A 15,493-nucleotide genomic window follows, 5' to 3' on the forward strand; every position below is an offset into this window, starting at 1 on the left:
GGAGCCGGAGGTGACCGTCAGACCCGTGTTGCCGTCCGTGCGGGCCACGCCCACCGTCACGTTCGCGCTCGGCCGTGTCGACAGCTTCACCTCGAAGTTGCCCGACTTGCCCTGCTGGACGCCCACTTGGGCCGGTGAGGCCACCACGGCGGGACCCGCGGCGACGGTGATGCCGACCGGAGCGGACTCGGCGGACGCGCCCAGGCTGTCGTACGCCTTCGCCACCAGGGAATGACTGCCCACGGTCAAGCCGGAGGCCGAAAAGGTGTACGGCGCGCTCGTGTCCGTGCCCAGCAGCGTGGTGTCGTCGTAGAACTCGACCTTGGAGACGGTCGCGTCGTCGGCCGCCGCCGCGGTCGCCGCGAGCGGCACCGCGTCGCCCCGCGTGTAGGTGGCGCCCGCGGCCGGGCTGGTCAGCACGGTGACCGGCGGGCGGTGCGCGCCGGCGCAGGTGGTGCCGTTGACCGCGAAGGACGTCGGCGCGGCGTTGGCGCCGCCGTAGGTGAACTGCGCGCCGGTGCTCACGGCCGCCCCGGAGGCGATCGTGCCGTTGTAGGAGGCGTTCTTCACGGTGACGGTCTGCCCGGACTGCGACCAGGCGCCGTTCCAGCCGTTCGTCAGCCTCTGGTTGCCGGAGTAGCCGTAGGTCAGGGTCCAGCCGTCGATGGGGTCCGTGCCCCGGTTGGTGAGCGTGAGGTCGGCGGTGAAGCCGGAGCCCCAGTCGTTGGTCCGGTAGTCCACGCCGCACTGCACGGCCGCCGCATGGGCGGTGGTGGAACCGGTGGTCAGCATGGTGAGCGGGAGCGCCAGGGCCGCCACGACGGCGGTCCACAACCGACGCCGGGCGCGGCGTACGCGTGAGGGATCCATGGTGCTGGTTCCTCCTTGCGGCTCGGAGACGTGGGGGAGGAGCGACAAGCCGTGAACCAGTGGGAGCGCTCCCATAGTGGGGACGGGAAAGGGGCCGGTCAAGTCCTTGAAGAATCGAAAACCCTCGACGCCCCTGCCACCAGCACGAGTTGAGCGAAAGTCGGCGGAAGTCCGCGACTCCCCTGTCCATCACGGTCACTTGGCGCTACCTTCACTCGCACCAGTGGGAGCGATTCCATCAGTCGACGCGTCCGTCACGGCGCGCCCGAGCTGCAAGGAGTCGCTCATGCGACACCCCCCGCGTTCATTGCTCCTAGCCGTCGCCGGCGCGCTCGCGCTCCTCGGGAGCGTCGTCGTGCCGGTGGTCACCGCCCAGGGCGCCACCCCCGCCTGCACGGTGGACTACTCCGTCACCGGCCAGTGGGACTCCGGCTTCCAGGGCGCCGTGCACATCACCAACCACCGAGCGCCGCTGAGCAGTTGGACGCTCACCTTCGATCTGCCCGGCGGGCAGCGGGTCACCCAGGGCTGGAACGCCGAGTGGTCCCAGTCCGGCACGACGGTGACCGCGGCGAGCGAGAGCTGGAACGGCTCGCTCGGCACCGGCGCGAGCACCGACGCCGGCTTCCTCGCCTCCTGGTCGGGCAGCAACACGGCACCGACGGCCTTCAGGCTCAACGGCACCGCCTGCAACACCGGCACGGAGCCCACCCCGCCCCCGACCGACCCGCCGCCCGGCCCAGGCGGCGCCGCACCCGCCCTGCACGTGGCCGGCGACAAGCTCGTCGACGCGGACGGCCGGACCCGCCGCCTGCTCGGTGTGAACCGTTCCGGCGCCGAGTTCATGTGCGTCCAGGGCCGCGGCATCTTCGACGGCCCCGTCGACGACGCCGCGATCGCGGCCATCGCCGGCTGGAAGGCCAACGCGGTCCGCATCCCCGTCAACGAGGAGTGCTGGCTGGGCCTTTCGAACATCAAGTCCGAGTACGCGGGCGCCAACTACATCGCCGCGGTCAAGGACCTGGTGTCCCGGGTCGAGGCGCACGGCATGACACCGGTCATCGACCTGCACTGGACCTACGGCCAGTACACCGGCAACTCGGCGGGCTGCTCCGACGTGCACGCCACCTGCCAGAAGCCGATGCCCGACGCCCAGTACGCGCCGTCCTTCTGGTCATCGGCCGCCGGCGTCTTCAAGGACGACCAGGCCGTCGTGCTCGACCTGTTCAACGAGCCCTATCCGGACCGCGCGACCGGCAACGCGGCCGACGCGTGGCGGTGCTGGCGCGACGGCGGCACCTGCCCCGGCATCGGCTACCGGGTCGCCGGCATGCAGGAACTGGTCGACGCCGTGCGCGCGGCCGGCGCGAAGAACGTGATCCTGGCCGGGGGACTGGCGTACTCCAACGACCTGAGCCAGTGGCTCGCCCACCGGCCGTCCGACCCGGCGGGCAATGTCGCCGCCGCCTACCACGTCTACAACTTCAACTCCTGTGCGAACGAGAGCTGCTGGAACTCGACGCTCGCCCCGGTCGCGGCCCAGGTGCCGCTGGTGGCCGGGGAGATCGGCGAGAACACCTGCGCCCACTCCTTCACCGACCAGGTCATGAAGTGGTTCGACGACCGGGGCCTGTCCTACCTCGGCTGGACCTGGAACACCTGGGACTGCTCCTCCGGCCCCTCCCTGATCTCCGGCTACGACGGCACACCCACGTCGTACGGAACCGGGCTGCGCGATCACCTGCGCGCCCTGAACGGCTGACCCCACCAAGGGCAACACCGACAGGAAGAAGGAAACCCGCACTCATGAGCCGTACCGGAACAGCGATGCTCGCCGCCCTGGCGCTGGTCGCCGGGGGCACCGGGACCGCCCTGGTGGCCGCGCCCGCCGGCGCCGCCGCGACCGCCGTCCCCTGCACCGTCGACTACAAGATCCAGAACGACTGGGGCTCCGGCTTCACCGCCGCCGTCACCGTCACCAACAACGGCGCCGCCAAGTCGGCCTGGTCGGTGAAGTGGTCCTACGCCGGCAACCAGAAGGTCACCAACGGCTGGAACGCGAGGGTCACTCAGAGCGGAGCCGACGTCACCGCCGCCAACGAGAGCTACAACGGCACGCTGGCCACCGGCGGTTCGGCGGGCTTCGGCTTCCAGGGCACCTACAGCGGCACCAACGCGGTCCCCGCCGCCTTCACCCTCGACGGCGTCACCTGCAACGTCGACGACGGGGGCACCGGCGGTGGCGGCGGGGACGGCGGCGGCACGGGTGGCGGTGGCGGCACCGGCAGCCGCGTCGACAACCCCTACGCCGGCGCCAAGGTCTACGTGAACCCCGAGTGGTCCGCGAAGGCCGCCGCCGAACCCGGCGGCACCCGCGTCTCCAACCAGCCCACCGGCGTCTGGCTCGACCGCATCGCCGCCATCGGCGGCGTGGACGGCGGCATGGGCCTGCGCGACCACCTCGACGCGGCCCTCGCCCAGAAGGGCAGCGGCGAGGAGGTCGTCCAACTGGTCGTCTACGACCTGCCCGGACGCGACTGCGCGGCCCTCGCCTCCAACGGCGAGCTCGGCCCGACCGAGATCGACAAGTACAAGACGCAGTTCATCGACCCGATCGCGGCGATCCTGTCCGACCCCAAGTACGCCTCGCTGCGCATCGTCACCACCATCGAGATCGACTCGCTGCCCAACCTGGTCACCAACACCGGCAGCCGCGCCACCGCCACCGTCGCCTGCGACACGATGAAGGCCAACGGCAACTACGTGAAGGGCGTCGGCTACGCGCTGGCGAAGCTCGGCGCGATCCCCAACGTCTACAACTACGTGGATGCCGGGCACCACGGCTGGCTCGGCTGGGACGACAACTTCGGCCCCTCCGCCGACCTGTTCAAGCAGGCCGCCACCAGCGAGGGCGCCACGGTGGACGATGTGGCCGGCTTCATCACCAACACCGCCAACTACAGCCCCCTGAAGGAGAACAACTTCACCGTCGACGACACCGTCAACGGCACCTCGGTGCGCCAGTCCAAGTGGGTCGACTGGAACCGCTACGTGGACGAGCTGTCGTACGCCCAGGCCTTCCGCGCCAAGCTGGTCTCGGTCGGTTTCGACCCGGACATCGGCATGCTGATCGACACCTCCCGCAACGGCTGGGGCGGCTCCGCCCGGCCCGCCGGACCGGGCGCGAAGACCAGCGTGGACACCTACGTCGACGGCGGCCGCTACGACCGCCGCATCCACATCGGCAACTGGTGCAACCAGTCCGGCGCCGGCCTCGGTGAACGGCCGCAGGCCAGTCCGGCGGCCGGGATCGACGCCTACGTCTGGATGAAGCCCCCGGGCGAGTCCGACGGCTCCAGCAGCGCCGTCGCCAACGACGAGGGCAAGGGCTTCGACCGCATGTGCGACCCGACGTACACGGGCAACGCCCGCAACGGCAACAGCATGTCCGGCGCCCTCCCCGATGCCCCGCTGTCCGGGCACTGGTTCTCCGCCCAGTTCCAGCAGTTGATGCAGAACGCCTATCCGCCGCTGTCGTAGTGATGTGACGGGTGCTCCGCCGGGGTCAGTGCGGCCCGGCCGCCAGGCCCCGGCGGATCGCGGACTCCACCACCGAGTAGTCGCCGTCCGACCGCTCCAGCTCGTACGGCACGGCCGGGTGCAGCGGCGGCTGCGCCATGAAGCGGGGCCGCGAGCCCCGGTGCGGCTGGGCGGCGTGCACCAGGAAGGGGTGGCACAGGTACACGTCGCCCGGCCGGCCGGTGGCGTGGGCGAGCGGGCGGTGCGCCGTGGCCTCGACGAGTCGCGGCGCGATCTCCAGCCCGCTCACACCCGCCTCCCCGTACGGTTCGAGCAGCGCGGGCACGTCGAGGTGCGAGCCCACCCGGATCCGGGTCGGCGCGTCATCCTCGGTGACCTCCGAGAACAGGAACAGCATCAGCAGGGCGCGGTCCCGGGAGCGCAGGTTGGTGAAGTACCACTGCCCGCCGTCCGGCAGATAGCTGCCCTCGATGTGCCAGCCCGTGTCGCCGGGGTCCCGCTCGTGCGGGAAGCGCAGCGGGAAGGTGCCGAGCGAGTACCGCGGGTTCCAGCGGCCCGCGCCGACCAGGAGGTCGAACGCCTCGTGCAGCGCCGGAGTGTTGGCCGCCGCCGCGAAGGGGCCCTGGGCCATGCCGCCCACCCGGACCACGGGGTCCTTCCAGGTGCCGGGGTCCTCCGGGTCGTACCCCGTCTCCCGCCACAGCAGACGCGCGCAGTCCTCGGCGACGCGCGGCGGGAAGGCGCCCTCGATCCTGACGAACCCGTCCTCGAGGAAGCGCTCCGCAGGCGTGTCGTCCATGTGCCCATGGTGTCGTGCGCGCCGGGAAACGCGCACCCGGTTTTTTGCCGTCCCGGCAACGCGAGTGGCCGCCGCGCGGTGTGCCGTCGCACGCTGGCCGCACCGAGAGGAGAGGCTGACCACCATGGCGCATCAGCACAACGAGCACCGTGAGCCCCAGGGGCACGGGAACAAGCACGGGGACGAGCACGGCACCGAGCAGGGGCACCGGCACGGGCACCACCACGGCCACACCGACATCGACTGGGCCGTGATGGCCCCGCTGCTGGAGTCGCAGGCGGAGCTGTTCGCCCCGCTGTACGAGCGGGCCATGGCCTGGCTGGCGAAGGAGGTGACCGAGCCCGGCCTGATCGTCGACACGGGCAGCGGTCCCGGGGTCGTCGCCTGCCTGTTCGCCGAGACCTTCCCGGGCGCCCGGGTCGTCGCGGTGGACGGCTCCGAGCCGCTGCTCGAACGGGCCCGCGCCCGCGCCGCCCGCCTCGGCATCGCCGACCGCTTCACCACCGTCGCGGGCGAACTGCCGGGCTCGCTGACCGAGTTGGACTACCCGGCCGATCTGCTGTGGGCGAGCAACGCCCTGCACCACCTCGGTGACCAGCGGGCCGCGCTGGCCGCGTTCGCCGAGCGGCTGGCGCCCGGCGGCACCCTGGCCCTGCTGGAGGGCGGGCTGCCGGCCCGCTTCCTGCCCCGGGACATCGGCTTCGGCCGCCCCGGTCTGCAGGCCCGTGTCGACGCCGTGGAGGCCGACTGGTTCACACGGATGCGCGAGGACATCCCGGGTTCGGTCGCCGTGACCGAGGACTGGCCCGCGCTGATGGCCGCCGCCGGGCTGAAGCCGGCCCGCACCCGCAGCTTCCTCCTCGACCTGCCCGCACCGGTCTCCGACCGGGCCCGTGCCTACGTCGTCGCCTCCCTGACCCGGCTGCGCGAGTCGCTGGAGGAGGGCCTGGACGCCGAGGACCTCGCCACTTTGGACCGGCTCCTCGACCCGGACGACGAGGCGAGCGTGCACCACCGGAGCGACGTGTTCGTCCTGAAGGCGCACACCGTCCACACCGCCGTCCGCACCGGCTGAACACGCCCCCGCCGCCTGCCGCCGCCTGCCGGGCTTGACTTGGAGTGCTCTCCAAGTGGTGAACTCCCGTACCGTCAACGACAACAGGGGGCAGAACATGACCGACTCTCCGGTCGCACTCATCACCGGCGGCGGCAGCGGCATCGGCGCGGCCGTCGCGCGCCGGCTGCTGGACAAGGGGCACCGGGTGGCCGTCACCGGTCGCGGCGAGGAGCGGCTGCGCGCCTTCGCCGGTGAACTCGGCGAGCCGGGCGGCCTGCTGACGCTCGCCGGCGACGCGGCCGACTACGACCAGATCCGCTCGGCCGTCGACCGCACGCTCAAGGAGTTCGGCCGGCTGGACACGGTCGTCGCCAACGCCGGGTTCGCCACCCACGACACGGTGGCCGAGGGCGACCCGTCCGGCTGGACGGACATGGTGCTGACCAACGTGCTCGCGCCCGCGCTGCTCGTGCGCGCCTCGATCGACGCGCTGAAGGAGTCGCGGGGGCGGATCGTCCTGGTCGGCAGCGTGGCCGGGTTCGTGAACACACCCGGCAACCTCTACGGGGCCACCAAGTGGGCGATCACCGGCCTCGCCGAGAACACCCGCCGCCAGGTCACGAACTGGGGCGTGGGCGTGACCCTGGTCGCGCCCGGCCGGGTGGAGACCCCGTTCTGGGACGGTCTCGGCAGCCTGCCGCAGGGGCCCTTGCTGACCTCCGAGCGGATCGCCGACTCGGTGGTGTGGGCGATCGGACAGCCCGAGGGCGTCGACGTCAATACCATCGTCGTACGTCCCCTGGGCCAGCCCAACTGAGCCGTCCGGTGCGGTGATCGGCCGGTCCGGCGGCGCTGCCGCGCCACGCCGCCGGACCGGCCCGCCCGCCCTGGACGTCAGTTGTCGGCGATGAACTGCTTCGCCAGCTTGTCGCCCAGGCTCACCGCCGCGCTGTGGCTCTCGACGGGGGAGACCTTCGAGTTCTTGAACAGGATGTACGTCACCCCGGAGTCCGCGCCGCCGGTCGCCGGGTCGGGGTCGATGCCGAGCGCCTTGGCGGTGGCGTACGACGCCTCACCGATGATCTTCGTGGGGCCGGTGTCGCCGACGACCGCGTACTCGACCTTGTTGCCGTAGATCACGGCGACCACACCGCCGCCCTTGATGCCGGCGTCGGAGTAGTTCCAGATGCCGCTGGCGCTCGGCACCACCACGTACGGCAGCGACTCGGCCCGCAGCGGCCTGCCGTCGGACTGGTGGAAGCGGGTGTCGTCCTGGTACCAGGGGTCGCGGTCCTCGTTGCAGTGGGCGGTGCGCTGGCCGTCGCAGTCGACGTCCATGTCGGCCTTCCAGAAGACCGCGCCGTTCTTTCCGCACACCGGGACGGTGGCCGAGGTCTCGTCGTCGGTCTTGTACTTGCCGTGGGAGATCTGCTGACAGGACTTCACCTTGGCGAGCAGGTCGGCCGCGCTGACCGAGCCCTCCTGGGCGGAGCGGGGTGCGGCGTTGCCGGAGGCGTGGGCGGGCAGTACTCCGGCGGCGAGCAGGGCGGCGCCGGAGGCCGCGGCGAGGGTCAGTGTCCGTATGCGCACTGTGGGGGAACCCTTCTGTTAGGAAACTTTCCTTACCGGTGGCATATAAGGTGGCCCTGTCTGCATGCTCGCGTCAAGACCTGGGACCTTCCCCGTCCGTTCCCCTCACAACGCCGGACGGCGCGCCCCCGGCCGGTCGCCGACCGGTCCGGGACGCGCCGCCGGGCGTGATGCCGTCAGGCCACCTCGAAGGTCGCCGGGTCGGGGCCCAGGCGCCGGTCCTCGTTGAGGGCGCTGATCGCCGCGAGGTCCTCGTCGTCCAGGCTGAAGTCGAACACCTCGATGTTCTCCTTGATGCGGGACGGCGTCACCGACTTCGGGATCACGATGTTGCCGAGTTGGACGTGCCAGCGCAGCACGACCTGGGCCGGGGTGCGGCCGTGCTTCTGAGCGATCGCCACGATCGCCGGCACCTCAAGCAGGCCCTTGCCCTGGCCGAGCGGCGACCAGGCCTCCGTGGCGATGCGCTGCTCCGCGTGGAACTCGCGGGCGGCGCGCTGCTGCAGGTGCGGGTGCAGCTCGATCTGGTTGACCGCCGGGATCACCGAGGTCTCCTCGATGAGGCGCCCGAGGTGCTCCGGAAGGAAGTTGGAGACGCCGATGGCCCGCGCCCGGCCGTCCGCCAGCAGCTTCTCGAATGCCCGGTAGCTGTCGGTGAAGGCGCCCTTCGACGGCACCGGCCAGTGGATCAGGTACAGATCGACGTACTCCAGGCCGAGCTTGGCCAGCGACGCGTCGAAGGCGCGCAGGGTGGAGTCGTACCCCTGGTCGCCGTTCCAGAGCTTGGTGGTGACGAAGATGTCCTCGCGGGGGAGGCCGGAGGCCGCGACGGCCCGCCCGGTGCCCTCCTCGTTGCCGTAGATCGCCGCTGTGTCGATGCTGCGGTACCCGGCCTGAAGCGCGGTGGCGACGGCGCGCTCCGCCTCGTCGTCCGGCACCTGCCAGACGCCGAAGCCCAGCTGGGGCATCTCGACGCCGTTGTTCAGGGTGATCGGGGGGACCTTGCTGCTCACGAGCTCTTGATCCTTCGGTTGTCGTCAGGTGATACGCCCATCGTCAACGATCACGGGGCCCGGCGCATTCCTCACCGAAGGAATCAGGCCTGGTACAGGGCCTCGACCTCGTTGGCGTAGGCGTTCTCGATGGCCTTGCGCTTCAGCTTCAGCGACGGGGTGAGCAGGCCGTGCTCCTCGGTGAAGGGCTGGGCGAGGATGCGGAAGGTGCGGATGGACTCGGCCTGGGAGACGAGCGTGTTGGCGGCGACCACCGCGCGCCGCACCTCGGTCTCCAGGTCGGCGTCGCGCACCAATTGGGCCGGAGGCAGCGGCGGTTTGCCGCGCATCTGGAGCCAGTGCTCCACGGCCTCCTGGTCCAGGGTGACGAGGGCGGCCACGTAGGGGCGGTCGTTGCCGACGACGATGCACTGGGAGACCAGCGGGTGGTCGCGCACCCGCTCCTCCAGCATCCCCGGCGCCACGCTCTTGCCGCCGGAGGTCACGAGGATCTCCTTCTTGCGGCCGGTGATGGTGAGGTAGCCGTCCTCGTCGAGGGAGCCGAGGTCGCCGGTGGCCAGCCAGCCGTCGTGCAGGGTCTGGTCGGTGGCCTTCTGGTTGTTGAGGTAGCCCTGGAAGACGTTGCCGCCGCGCAGCCACACCTCGCCGTCGTCGGCGATGTGCACGGTGACGCCGGGCACGGGCTGGCCGACCGTGCCGTAGCGGGTCTTCTCGGGCGGGTTGGCGGTGGCGGCCGCCGTGGACTCGGTCAGGCCGTAGCCCTCGTAGATCTGCACCCCGGCGCCCGCGAAGAACAGGCCGAGCCGGCGGTCCATCGCCGAGCCGCCCGACATGGCGTTGCGGATCCGGCCGCCCATCGCGGCGCGCACCTTGGCGTAGACGAGCTTGTCGAAGAGCTGGTGCTGCATGCGCAGCGCCGCCGAGGGGCCGGGGCCGATGCCCCACGCCTTGGCCTCGACGGCGTCCGCGTACTTCACGGCGATGTCGACGGCCTTCTCGAAGGGGCCGTCCTTGCCCTCCTTCTCCGCCTTGCGGCGGGCCGCGTTGAACACCTTCTCGAAGATGTACGGCACGGCGAGGATGAACGTCGGTCTGAACGCCTGGAGGTCGGGCAGCAGGGCGGCGGCGTTCAGCTGCGGCTGGTGGCCGAAGCGGACCCGGCCGCGGATCGCGGCCACCTCCACCATCCGCCCGAAGACGTGCGCGAGCGGCAGGAACAGCAGGGTGGCCGCCTCGTCGCCCCGCTTGGTGTGGAACACCGGCTCCCAGCGCTCGATGACGGTGTCCGCCTCGTACATGAAGTTGCCGTGCGACAGGACGCAGCCCTTGGGGCGGCCGGTGGTGCCGGAGGTGTAGATGATCGTCGCCACCGAGTCGGGGGTGACCGCCTCGCGGTGGCGGTGCACCACGTCGTCGTCGATGTGCGCGCCCGCGTCGTACAGCTCCCGCACGCAGCCCTCGTCCAGCTGCCACAGCCGGCGCAGCCGCGGCAGCCGGTCTATGACGGTGGCGATCGTCATGGCGTGGTCCTCGTGCTCCACGACCGCCGCGGCCACCTCGGCGTCGTAGAGCATCCAGAAGCACTGCTCGGCCGAGGATGTGGGGTAGATCGGCACCACCTGGGCGCCGATCGTCCACAGCGCGAAGTCGAACAGCGTCCACTCGTAACGGGTGCGGGACATGATCGCGACCCGGTCGCCGAAGCGGATGCCCTGGGCGAGCAGTCCCTTGGCCAGGGCGAGCACCTCGTCGCGGAACTCGGCGGAGGTCACGTCCCGCCATTCGCCGCCCTCGTCCTTGCGGCCGAGCGCGATGTGCAGCGGGTCGTCCTGGGCATGCTGGAAGACGACGTCGGCCAGTCCGCCCACCGGCGGTGGCAACGTCAACGGAGGGCTCGTGTACTCGCGCAAACCCCGCTCCCGCTCCTTGTGACGCTCCGCACAGCGCCGTGAAAGCTACCCCACCGGGCGGCGGGGCGGGAGGGGGGCCGAAGACGAGGAGTGCTCACATAACCACTGGTCAGCGGCAAAAAATGCGCTCACAAGGGGTAGGGTCGGACAGAAGTCTTACGGTTCCGTAAGTTTCGGTGCGGCAATCTCCACCGAATCTGTACGACCCGAGCACGGCCCTCCGGCCCCGGCCCGCCCCCCGTCACGGCGGGGCCGCCGGCCTCAGCCGCGGCGCGCCGCCTTCACCTCCGACAGCGTCGCCGCCCCGGAATCCGTCACACCCTCAGCCGCCCGGCGCGACGGCCGCACCAGCGCCAGTACGAGCACGCCCGCCGCCAGGCCCACGCAGCCGGCCACGACCAGCGCCGCGTCCAGACCGGAGGCGAAAGCCGCGCGCAGGGCGTGCGCCGAGTACGCGCCGCGCAGCGCCCCCGCACCGCCGCCCGCCAGGGTGTGCGACGCCCCGTGCGGCAGCGTGTGCTCCATCCGCGAGGTCAGCACGGTCCCCGCGACGGCCACTCCGAGCGCGTACCCGAGCTGCCGTACGGTGTTCACCGCGCCGCCCGCCATGCCGGACCGCTCCGGCGGCACCGCGGCCAGCGCGGCACCGGCGACGGTCGGCGACACCAGCCCCGTGCCCGCGCCGACCAGCACCAGACCCGGCACCAGCGCCGTCCACGTGGACCCCGCGCCCAGCACGGCCTGGCCCAGACAGCCCGCCCCGATCAGCAGCAGCCCCCCGCCGATCGTCAGCCGCGCCGGCGCCCCGTGCAGCAGCCGCCCGGCCAGGATCGCCACCACCATCGCGGCAACCGTCATCGGCAGCAGCGCCAGACCGCCGCGCACCGGGCTCATGCCCAGCAGCGTCTGCATCCACAGCGACAGGTACGGCGTCACCCCGAACGCCACGCCGTTGAAGGCGAGCGCGCCCGCCATCACCCCGAGGAACGCCGGCCGGCGCAGCAGCGACAGGTCCAGCAGCGGATGGGCCACCCGGCGCTCCACCAGCACGAAGCACACCAGCGCCAGCGCGGCCGCCGCGAACGCGCCCAGCGAGGCCGCGGAACCCCAGCCGTCCTCACCGGCCCGCACCACCGCGTACGTCGCACCGCCCGCGAACGCCGCGAACGCGGCCGTGCCCAGCCAGTCCACGCGCAGGCCCCGCCGGCCCCGCGACTCGGGCACCACCCGCAGGGTCAGCCATACCGAGGCCACGCTCACCGGCAGGTTCACGAAGAAGATCCACCGCCAGCCCGGCCCCTCGGTCAGCAACCCGCCCAGCACCGGCCCGACCGCCGCGGCACCGCCGCTCACCGCGCCCCACACGCCGAGCGCCGCCGACCGCTGTCGCCCCTGGTACACCGACCCCAGCAGCGGCAGCGTCGTGGCGAACATCGCCGCCGCGCCCACACCCTGCACGGCCCGCGCCGCCACCAGCGTGCCCGGACCGCCGGCGAGCCCGCACAGCAGCGAGGCCGCCGCGAACAGCACCACGCCCGCCACGTGCACCCGGCGCCGCCCCAGCACATCGGCCGCCGCCCCCGCGCCCAGCAGCAGCGCCGCCAGCGCCAGCGCGTACCCGTCGACCACCCACTGCAAGTCACCCAGCGACGCGTGCAGCGCCCGCGCCATGTCCGGCAGCGCGACGACCACGATGGTCACGTCGAGCAGCAGCATGAACGTGCCCAGGCATATCGCCGTGAGCGGCCCCCACTTGCGCATCTCCTCAACTCCTCCGTACGACGAATGCGTCCTTCCGTACGATGGGTGTCGAGCGGCGGAACGCACCGAAGAGGGCTGCCGGGCCGCCGGAATCCGACAGCGGAGGACGAGATGGCGACGGAACTCCACGCCCAGGCACCGGCACTGGAGTCGGACACCTTCGACCTGCTCGACCTGCGGATCCTGTGCGCGCTCGAGGTGAACGGCCGGGCCTCCTTCAGCCGCCTCGGCGGCGTGCTCGGCGTCTCCGACCAGACCGTCGCCCGCCGCTACCGCAGGCTGTGCGCCGAGGGCGGCCTGCGCGTGGTCGCGGTCCGCGACGCCGAACGGCTCGGGCACGACCAGTGGATGCTGCGCCTTCGGTGCGTCCCCGACACCGCCCACACCATCGCCGACGCGCTCGCCAAGCGCCCGGACACCAGCTGGATCGCGCTCGCCTCCGGCGGCACCGAGGTGATCTGCGGCACCCGCCCGCGCAGCCCCGGGGACCGCGACGACCTGCTGCTCGGCAAGCTGCCGCGCACCCCCAGCGTGGTGGAGATCCGCGCCCACCAGCTGCTGCACCGCTTCTTCGGCGGCCCGGACGGCTGGCTGCGCAAGTTCCGCGCGCTCACCGACGACCAGATCGCCGCCCTGCGGCCCGCGCCGCGGCCGGCCGCTCCCGCCAGGATCGACCCCGAGGACGAGCCCCTGGTCGCCGCGCTCGAACGCGACGGACGCGCGAGCCTGCCCGAACTCCAGCGCGCCACCGGCCGCTCCGAGTCGGCCGTCAAACGCCGTCTGTCCTCGCTGGTGGCCTCCGGGGCGATCTACATCGACGTCGAGTACGCGCCCGAGTCCCTCGGCCACCGCGTCGGCGCCGCCCTGTGGATCACCGCCGCCCCGGCCGCCCTGCACCGGGTCGGCCAGGCCCTCGCCCGCCACCCCGAGATCGCCCACGTGACCGCCACGGCCGGCCCCTCGAACCTCATGGCCACCGCCGTGACCCGCGGCACCGCGGACCTGTACGCCTACCTCAGCGGACCGCTCGGCGCGCTGGAGGGCGTGCAGCACGTCGAGGCGACGCCTTATCTGCGCCGCGTCAAGCAGCTCACCTATCCCCGGGCCCGCCGTGCCGGGCCGCCCTCGGCGCGGTCCAGGTCCTGACGGTTCAGCCGCTCACCGCCCGCCAGGATCGCCGCCGCCAGCGCGTCCGCCGCGTGCTGCGCGGACGGCCGGTGCCGGCCGTGCACCAGCACGAAGTCGACCCACCCCAGCTCCGGCAGCCCCGCCCGCTCCGGCACCCGGACGAGCCCCGGGGGAATCAGCCCCTGCGAGTGCGCCATCACACCGAGGCCCGCCCGGGCGGCGGCGATCAGACCGTTGAGGCTGCCGCTGGTGCAGGCGACACGCCAGGGCCGCCCCTGACGCTCCAGCGCCTCGAAGGCCAGCGCCCGGGTGATGCCCGGCGGCGGATAGACGATCAGCGGCACCGGCCGGTCCGGCTCCAGCCGCAGCCGCTCGGCGCCGATCCACACCAGCCGGTCCCGCCGCACCGGCTCCCCGCTCGGGTCCTGCGGGCGCCGCTTGGCCAGCACCAGGTCGAGCTTCCCCGCGGCCAGCTGCTCGTGCAGGGTGCCCGACAGCTCCACCGTCAGCTCAAGGTCGACCTCGGGATGCTCGTAGCGGAAGCCCTCCAGGATCTCCGGCAGCCGGGTCAGCACGAAGTCCTCCGACGCGCCGAACCGCAGCCTGCCGCGCACCCGTGTGCCGGTGAAGAACGCGCTCGCCTGCTCGTGCACCTCCAGGATGCGGCGCGCGAAGCCCAGCATCGCCTCGCCGTCCTCCGTCAGCTCCACCGAGTGCGTGTCGCGCGAGAACAGCAGACGCCCGGTGGCGTCCTCCAGGCGGCGCACGTGCTGGCTCACGGTGGACTGACGCAGCCCGAGCAGCCGCGCCGCCCGCGTGAAGCTCAGCGTCCGCGCCACCGCCAGGAAGGTGCGCAACTGCGCCGGGTCGTACACACGCCCCACCCTAGCCGCCCATCGCGGAACATGATGACAGTCAGAGCGGTATGACGGATTCCCGATCAGGCGGCGGCGGAGGACCATGGAGAGGGATCCCTGACCGCGATGAGCACGAACAAGTGGAGCACCGTGAAACGCCCGCGCCGGCCGAGCCGGATGCCGATCGACCCGTACATCCTGCTGCTGCTCGCCACGGTGGGCCTCGCCGCGCTCGTGCCGGCCCGCGGCACGGCCGCCCACGTGGTCTCCGGCGCCTCGACGGCCGCGATCGCCTTCCTGTTCTTCCTCTACGGCGCCCGGCTCTCCACCCGCGAGGCGCTGGACGGTCTCAGGCACTGGCGGCTCCACGGCACCGTCCTGGCCTGCACCTTCCTCGTCTTCCCGCTGCTCGGCCTGGCCGCCCGCGGCCTGGTCCCGGTCCTGCTGACCCAGCCGCTCTACCAGGGGCTGCTCTTCCTCACCCTGGTGCCCTCCACCATCCAGTCCTCCATCGCCTTCACCTCGATAGCGCGCGGCAACGTGCCCGCCGCCATCTGCGCCGGCTCCTTCTCCTCCCTCGTCGGCATCGTCCTCACCCCGCTGCTCGCGGCCGCGCTGCTCGGCGGCAGCGGCGGCGGCTTCTCCGCGCACTCGCTGGTCACGATCGTGCTCCAGCTGCTCGTGCCGTTCCTCGCCGGACAGGCGCTGCGGCCCTTCATCGGCCGCTTCGTCGCCCGCCACAAGAAGGTCCTCGGACTGGTCGACCGCGGCTCGATCCTCCTGGTCGTGTACACCGCCTTCAGCGAGGGCATGGTGCGCGGCATCTGGCACCAGGTCAGCGCGGTCCGGCTCGGCGGGCTGCTCGTGGTGGAGGCCGCGCTGCTCGCCGTGATGCTGGCCCTGACCTGGTACGGAGCGCGGGCGCTGCGCTTCGGCCGCGAGGACCGCATCGCCATCCAGTTCGCCGG

At 72.3% G+C, this 15,493-nt stretch carries 13 protein-coding genes; 6 read left to right on the forward strand and 7 right to left on the reverse strand.

Translation table 11 applies throughout. From position 1 onward, the window contains the following. The coding region (locus IE249_RS37845; protein WP_229858833.1) for a cellulose binding domain-containing protein at nucleotides 1-870 on the reverse strand (870 nt) is incomplete at its 3' end. A 286-nt stretch (nucleotides 871-1,156) separates the two neighbouring features. Here IE249_RS37845 and IE249_RS19375 point away from each other — a divergent pair. After that, nucleotides 1,157-2,632 (forward strand): cellulose binding domain-containing protein, encoded by a 1,476-nt coding sequence (locus IE249_RS19375; protein WP_189706158.1) that lies wholly within the window; start codon nucleotides 1,157-1,159, stop codon nucleotides 2,630-2,632. 44 nt (nucleotides 2,633-2,676) lie between these two features. Then, the gene (locus IE249_RS19380) at nucleotides 2,677-4,410 is read left to right on the forward strand and encodes a glycoside hydrolase family 6 protein (RefSeq protein WP_189706160.1); all 1,734 of its coding nucleotides are present in this window, start codon (nucleotides 2,677-2,679) and stop codon (nucleotides 4,408-4,410) included. 25 nt (nucleotides 4,411-4,435) lie between these two features. Here IE249_RS19380 and IE249_RS19385 read toward each other — a convergent pair whose 3' ends face one another. Beyond that, nucleotides 4,436-5,209, reverse strand: coding sequence for a phytanoyl-CoA dioxygenase family protein (locus IE249_RS19385; protein WP_189706162.1), 774 nt, complete (start codon nucleotides 5,207-5,209; stop codon nucleotides 4,436-4,438). 124 nt (nucleotides 5,210-5,333) lie between these two features. On the opposite strand from IE249_RS19385, the gene IE249_RS19390 reads away from it, so the two are divergent. Both IE249_RS19390 and IE249_RS19395 read left to right on the forward strand, forming a co-directional pair. Further along, entirely contained in the window at nucleotides 5,334-6,284 is a 951-nt protein-coding gene (locus IE249_RS19390) for a class I SAM-dependent methyltransferase (protein ID WP_189706164.1), read from the forward strand. A 97-nt stretch (nucleotides 6,285-6,381) separates the two neighbouring features. Then, the gene (locus tag IE249_RS19395) at nucleotides 6,382-7,083 is read left to right on the forward strand and encodes an SDR family oxidoreductase (RefSeq protein ID WP_189706166.1); all 702 of its coding nucleotides are present in this window, start codon (nucleotides 6,382-6,384) and stop codon (nucleotides 7,081-7,083) included. Between the two features lie 77 nt (nucleotides 7,084-7,160). Here the strand turns inward: IE249_RS19395 and IE249_RS19400 are convergent, their stop codons facing one another. The 4 genes from IE249_RS19400 to IE249_RS19415 all read right to left on the reverse strand — a co-directional run bounded on the left by IE249_RS19400 (nucleotide 7,161) and on the right by IE249_RS19415 (nucleotide 12,540). Continuing rightward, nucleotides 7,161-7,856 (reverse strand): glycoside hydrolase family 75 protein, encoded by a 696-nt coding sequence (locus IE249_RS19400; protein WP_189706168.1) that lies wholly within the window; start codon nucleotides 7,854-7,856, stop codon nucleotides 7,161-7,163. Between the two features lie 176 nt (nucleotides 7,857-8,032). Then, complete coding sequence (locus IE249_RS19405; RefSeq protein WP_189706170.1) at nucleotides 8,033-8,869, reverse strand: aldo/keto reductase; 837 nt, start codon at nucleotides 8,867-8,869, stop codon at nucleotides 8,033-8,035. Nucleotides 8,870-8,952: 83 nt separating this feature from the next. Continuing rightward, nucleotides 8,953-10,779 carry an AMP-dependent synthetase/ligase gene (locus IE249_RS19410; protein ID WP_189706172.1) on the reverse strand — a complete coding sequence of 609 codons (1,827 nt, stop codon included), beginning with the start codon at nucleotides 10,777-10,779 and terminating at the stop codon, nucleotides 8,953-8,955. Nucleotides 10,780-11,040: 261 nt separating this feature from the next. After that, entirely contained in the window at nucleotides 11,041-12,540 is a 1,500-nt protein-coding gene (locus IE249_RS19415; protein ID WP_189706174.1) for an MFS transporter, read from the reverse strand. A gap of 111 nt (nucleotides 12,541-12,651) precedes the next feature. On the opposite strand from IE249_RS19415, the gene IE249_RS19420 reads away from it, so the two are divergent. Beyond that, nucleotides 12,652-13,686 carry an Lrp/AsnC family transcriptional regulator gene (locus IE249_RS19420; RefSeq protein ID WP_189706177.1) on the forward strand — a complete coding sequence of 345 codons (1,035 nt, stop codon included), beginning with the start codon at nucleotides 12,652-12,654 and terminating at the stop codon, nucleotides 13,684-13,686. Here IE249_RS19420 and IE249_RS19425 read toward each other — a convergent pair. Continuing rightward, the gene (locus tag IE249_RS19425) at nucleotides 13,635-14,543 is read right to left on the reverse strand and encodes a LysR substrate-binding domain-containing protein (RefSeq protein WP_189706179.1); all 909 of its coding nucleotides are present in this window, start codon (nucleotides 14,541-14,543) and stop codon (nucleotides 13,635-13,637) included. The two genes, IE249_RS19420 and IE249_RS19425, sit on opposite strands and share 52 nt — an antisense overlap. A gap of 159 nt (nucleotides 14,544-14,702) precedes the next feature. Between IE249_RS19425 and IE249_RS19430 the strand changes: the two genes are divergently transcribed. After that, nucleotides 14,703-15,493 (forward strand): bile acid:sodium symporter family protein (locus tag IE249_RS19430; protein ID WP_229858880.1); only part of this gene is annotated, 791 nt, incomplete at its 3' end.

The sequence above is a fragment of the Streptomyces anandii JCM 4720 genome, assembly GCF_014650655.1.
Classification (GTDB): Bacteria; Actinomycetota; Actinomycetes; order Streptomycetales; family Streptomycetaceae; genus Streptomyces; species Streptomyces anandii.